Raw genomic sequence first — 4769 nt, 5'->3', positions numbered from 1 at the left:
TTCGCTACCCGGTCGCTCGGGTCAGCCGAGGACCAGCGAGTCTCCGTTGTCCGAGACCTTGACGGGGACGGTATCGCCGTCCTTGACCTCGCCGGCCAGCAGCTTCTTCGCCAGCTGGTCACCGATGGCCTGCTGAATGAGCCGGCGCAGCGGCCTGGCCCCGTACTGGGGGTCGTAGCCGCGGACGGCCAGCCAGAAGCGGGCCGAATCGGACACGTCCAGTGTGAGCCGGCGAGCCTCCAGTCGGTGCGAGAGCTGGTCGAGCTGGATCTCGACGATCGCCTCCAGCTGTTCCTCCGAGAGCGGATCGAAGATCACCACGTCGTCGAGCCGGTTGATGAATTCCGGCTTGAACGCGTGCCGCACGGCGTCCATCACCTGGTCCTTGGTACCTCCGGAGCCGAGGTTCGAGGTGAGGATCAGGATGGTGTTGCGGAAGTCGACGGTCCGGCCCTGGCCGTCGGTCAGACGCCCGTCGTCGAGCACCTGGAGCAGGATGTCGAATACGTCGGGGTGTGCCTTCTCCACCTCGTCGAACAGCACCACCGAGTACGGGCGACGCCGCACAGCCTCGGTGAGCTGGCCGCCCGACTCGTAGCCGACGTAGCCCGGAGGAGCACCGACCAGACGCGCAACCGAGTGCTTCTCGCTGTACTCGGACATGTCGATGCGCACCATGGAGCGTTCGTCGTCGAAGAGGAAGTCGGCCAGCGACTTGGCCAGCTCCGTCTTACCGACACCGGTCGGTCCGAGGAACAGGAACGAACCGGTGGGCCGGTTGGGATCGGCGACTCCGGCACGGGAGCGGCGGACGGCATCCGACACCGCTTGCACGGCCTCGGTCTGCCCGACCACGCGCTTGCCCAGTTCGGACTCCATGCGCAGGAGCTTCTCGGTCTCGCCTTCCATCATGCGGCCGGCGGGGATGCCGGTCCATGCGGCGACCACGTCGGCGACGTCGTCGGGGCCCACTTCCTCCTTGAGCATGACGTCACCGTCGCTGGCGGCTCCCGATTCCTCGGCCGCCTGCTCGAGTTCCTTCTCGAGTTGCGGGATCTTGCCGTACCGCAGTTCTGCCGCCCGCCCGAGGTCGCCGTCGCGTTCGGCACGCTCTTCCTCGCCGCGCAGGGCCTCGAGCTGTTCCTTGACCTCGCGGACGGAGTCGATGGCCTGTTTCTCGTTCTTCCACCGGGTGGTCAGCTGATTGAGTTTCTCGCGCTCGTCGGCCAGTTCCTGGCGCAGCTTCTCGAGCCGCTCCTTCGACGCCTCATCGGATTCCTTCTGCAACGCCATCTCCTCGATCTCGAGGCGACGGACGATGCGTTCGACGGTGTCGATCTCCTCGGGGCGCGAGTCGATCTCCATTCGCAGCTTGGACGCAGCCTCGTCGACGAGGTCGATGGCCTTGTCCGGCAGGAAGCGGGACGTGATGTAGCGGTCGCTGAGGGTCGCGGCGGCCACCAGCGCGGAGTCGGTGATGCGCACACCGTGGTGAACCTCGTACCGCTCCTTGAGGCCGCGGAGAATGCCGACGGTGTCCTCGACGGAGGGTTCGCCGACCAGTACCTGCTGGAAGCGGCGTTCGAGGGCCGCGTCCTTCTCGATGTGCTTGCGGTACTCGTCCAGGGTGGTGGCACCGACCAGTCGCAGCTCACCGCGAGCGAGCATGGGCTTGATCATGTTTCCGGCGTCCATCGCGGATTCACCGGTGGCACCGGCGCCGACGATGGTGTGGAGCTCGTCGATGAAGGTGATGACCTGGCCTGCGGAGTTCTTGATGTCGTCGAGGACGGCCTTGAGTCGTTCCTCGAACTCGCCGCGGTACTTCGCGCCCGCCACCATCGAACCGAGGTCGAGTGAGATGACGGACTTGCCGCGGAGCGACTCGGGGACGTCGCCCGCCACGATCCGCTGGGCGAGCCCTTCGACGATCGCGGTCTTACCGACACCGGGTTCACCGATCAGCACCGGGTTGTTCTTGGTCCGCCGGCTCAGCACCTGCACGACGCGGCGAATCTCGTTGTCCCGTCCGATCACCGGGTCGAGCTTGCCCTCGCGCGCGGCGGCGGTGAGGTCGGTGGAGTACTTCTCCAGCGCCTGGTATGTCCCCTCCGGGTCGGGGCTCGTGACCCGCGCACTGCCGCGGACGGTGGTGAACGCCTCACGCAGGGCGTCCGGGGTGGCGCCGTGACGGGTGAGGAGGGCGGAAACGTCCGACTCCCCGGATGCGAGACCCACCATCAGATGCTCGGTCGACACGTACTCGTCGTCGAGTTCGGTGGCGAGCCGCTGGGCGGTGGTGAGTGAAGCGAGCGCCTCACGCCCGAGTTGGGGCGTGGTGGTGGCGCCGGTCGTCCTGGGGAGCCGGTCGACGAGAGTCTGAGCTTCTCGGTGGACGGCGGCCGGGTCGACCCCGACTGCCTTGAGCAGTGGCGCCGCGATGCCATCGGTCTGATCGAGCAACGCGACGAGCAGGTGCGCGGGCCTGATGTCGGGGTTGCCGGCCGACGACGCCGACTGGAGCGCTGCGGTCAGCGCAGCCTGCGTCTTGGTAGTGGGGTTGAACGAGTCCACTGGTCACCTCTTCTGGCGAAGTAGAGCGGTTCGCCGCCCGCGGACCGGAGCCCGGGCGACGCTGTCATGATCCTCAACGCACGAAAGGTTGAGTCTGTTCCGCTCAACTCTAACCTCTCCTTCCGCGCCCCTCCATTGTCGCGCGTGAGCGCCCGGCTCAGGCGCCAATGGCACCTGCCAGAACGGGCCAGGATGTGGAGAGGTCGTCTCGCCAGTAACCCCACGAGTGGGTACCCACCGGGCGAAGATCGACCGTCGCCGGAATACCGAGGGCATCGAGTTTGCCTGCCAGTTTCGTGGTGCAGTCACTGGTCACCGCCTCGATGACCCCGCCGACCACCACCTGGGTGGCGAGGGTGCCCCGGTTACCCGCGACCGTTCGGGAGTCCAGGGTGTCGTGCGGTCCGGGCAGTCCCGACCCGGTCGAGAGATAGAGGGCGGTACCGCGCAGGCGTTCGGCGTTGACGTACGGATCGTTGGCGGCCCACAGCGGATCGTTGGCAGAACCCCACATGTTCTCGGGATTGCCACCGAAGTCGGCGACGGTGATTTCGACGAATCGCCGCGCCACCGGATCGCTCGTCATCGCGCAGCCGCTGTAGGCACCGACCGCCTGGTAGAGGCCGGGCCGGAAGATGGCCAGGTTGAGCACGCTGGTGGCCGACATCGACAGGCCCGCCACAGCGTTCCTGCCACTGGTGTGGAGCGCCGAGTCGAGGATTGGCGGCAGTTCGTCGGTGAGGAAGGTCTGCCACTTGTTGCGGCCCAGCTTCGGGTCGTCGCGTTTCCAGTCGGTGTAATAGCTCGACTCCCCGCCGAACGGAATGACCACGTTGACATCCTCGCCGGCGAAGAATCTCCCGACCTCGGCCTTGGGTTCCCACCCGTACTTCTCGGAGTTCCCCTCCACGCCGCCGAGCAGGTACACGGTCGGCCGGTTCTCGGTTGCCGCGCGGAGTACCCGGACCGTGATGTCCTTGTCCATGGCGGTCGAATGCACGGTGAAATCGAACTGCCTTTCGCCCACCGGGGCAACCGCGACCAGTCGCGACCCGTCCGGCGCCTCGTCTGCCGAGAGCTCCTCCGCATCGAGATGCGTTTCGGCCGAGGCGGTCGGCACACCCCCGACTGAGGCAAGGACCGAGAGCAGCGTGGTCAGCGCCACCCTCCGGATGAGAGAAATCCCCCGCGGATTCCCCGCAACAGCAACCGTCATCCGTCCCCCATCCCCCCGTGTCGACCCTGACCCGCACCGCCTGCACATGGTGCCCTGTCAAGGGTTGCGACTCAAGCGCAACGTATTAATTTCTGCCGCCGCTGCCCCACGGCACCTTTCTCGTAACCGGAAGTACGCGCCTCCGACGGCTAGACTGCGGAAGTTCGTATCACCACGCATGCATCAGGGGACGGCTTGACACGAGATTGCCTGGATCCGCTCGTGATCTCCCGTCTGCGCGCCAGCTTCTCGTCGATTCTGTCCACCGAGGAGGGGCCTACCCGTCTCGCCACCACCTTCTTCTCCACGCTTTTCGCCACGTATCCCTCTTTCCGCTCCCTCTTCCCGGCCGCACTGGATCAGCTCGGCCGGCGCGTGGTGCAGGCACTGGAATACGTCATCGACAACCTTGACGACGAGGATCGGCTGCTGAGTTTCCTCGCCCAACTCGGCCGCGACCATCGCAAGTACGGCATGGAGGGACAGCACTACTCCGCCGCCCGGGAAGCTCTCCACGTGGCTGTCCGGAGCACATTCACCTATGCGATCTGGACACCGTCGTTGTCCGCGGCCTGGACGCAGCTGATCGACTTGACGCTGCAGACGATGGCAGAGGCTGCCGCCAACGACGACCTCCCGGCAACGTGGGGCGCCACCGTGGTCGAGCACCAACGGCGTCTCGACGATGTCGCGATCGTTCGGCTCGAGACCGACACCCCCATTCCCTACGGGGCCGGACAGTACCTCAGCGTCCAGGTCCCGCAACGCCCCCGCATGTGGCGGTATCTCTCCGCCGCCATACCCGCCAATCCCTATGGGCAGCTCGAATTCCATGTGCGGCGCGTGTCGGGCGGCTGGGTCAGTCCGGCCATCGTCAACGAAACCCGAGTCGGTGACCGATGGCTGCTCAGCTCCCCGCTCGGCGGGCTCGAGGTCGACCGGGATTGTGGACTCGACGTCCTCATGATCGGTTCGGGTA

At 66.4% G+C, this 4769-nt stretch carries 3 protein-coding genes; 1 reads left to right on the top strand and 2 read right to left on the bottom strand.

Going from position 1 to position 4769, the window contains the following annotated elements; all coding sequences use genetic code 11:
• Window positions 1-21: 21 nt before the first annotated feature.
• Complete coding sequence (gene clpB, locus WAW17_RS11240) at window positions 22-2574, bottom strand: ATP-dependent chaperone ClpB (RefSeq protein WP_422333059.1); 2553 nt, start codon at window positions 2572-2574, stop codon at window positions 22-24.
• Window positions 2575-2731: 157 nt separating this feature from the next.
• Entirely contained in the window at window positions 2732-3790 is a 1059-nt protein-coding gene (locus WAW17_RS11235) for an alpha/beta hydrolase (protein WP_422333058.1), read from the bottom strand.
• A 222-nt stretch (window positions 3791-4012) separates the two neighbouring features.
• On the opposite strand from WAW17_RS11235, the gene WAW17_RS11230 reads away from it, so the two are divergent.
• The coding region (locus WAW17_RS11230; protein ID WP_422333057.1) for a globin domain-containing protein at window positions 4013-4769 on the top strand (757 nt) is incomplete at its 3' end.

Source organism: Rhodococcus sp. (in: high G+C Gram-positive bacteria), from assembly GCF_049286785.1.
In the GTDB taxonomy this organism is placed as follows: Bacteria; Actinomycetota; Actinomycetes; order Mycobacteriales; family Mycobacteriaceae; genus Rhodococcus_F.
Note: the sequence above shows the minus strand (reverse complement) of the source record. Positions and strands in the feature narration are given on the sequence as shown.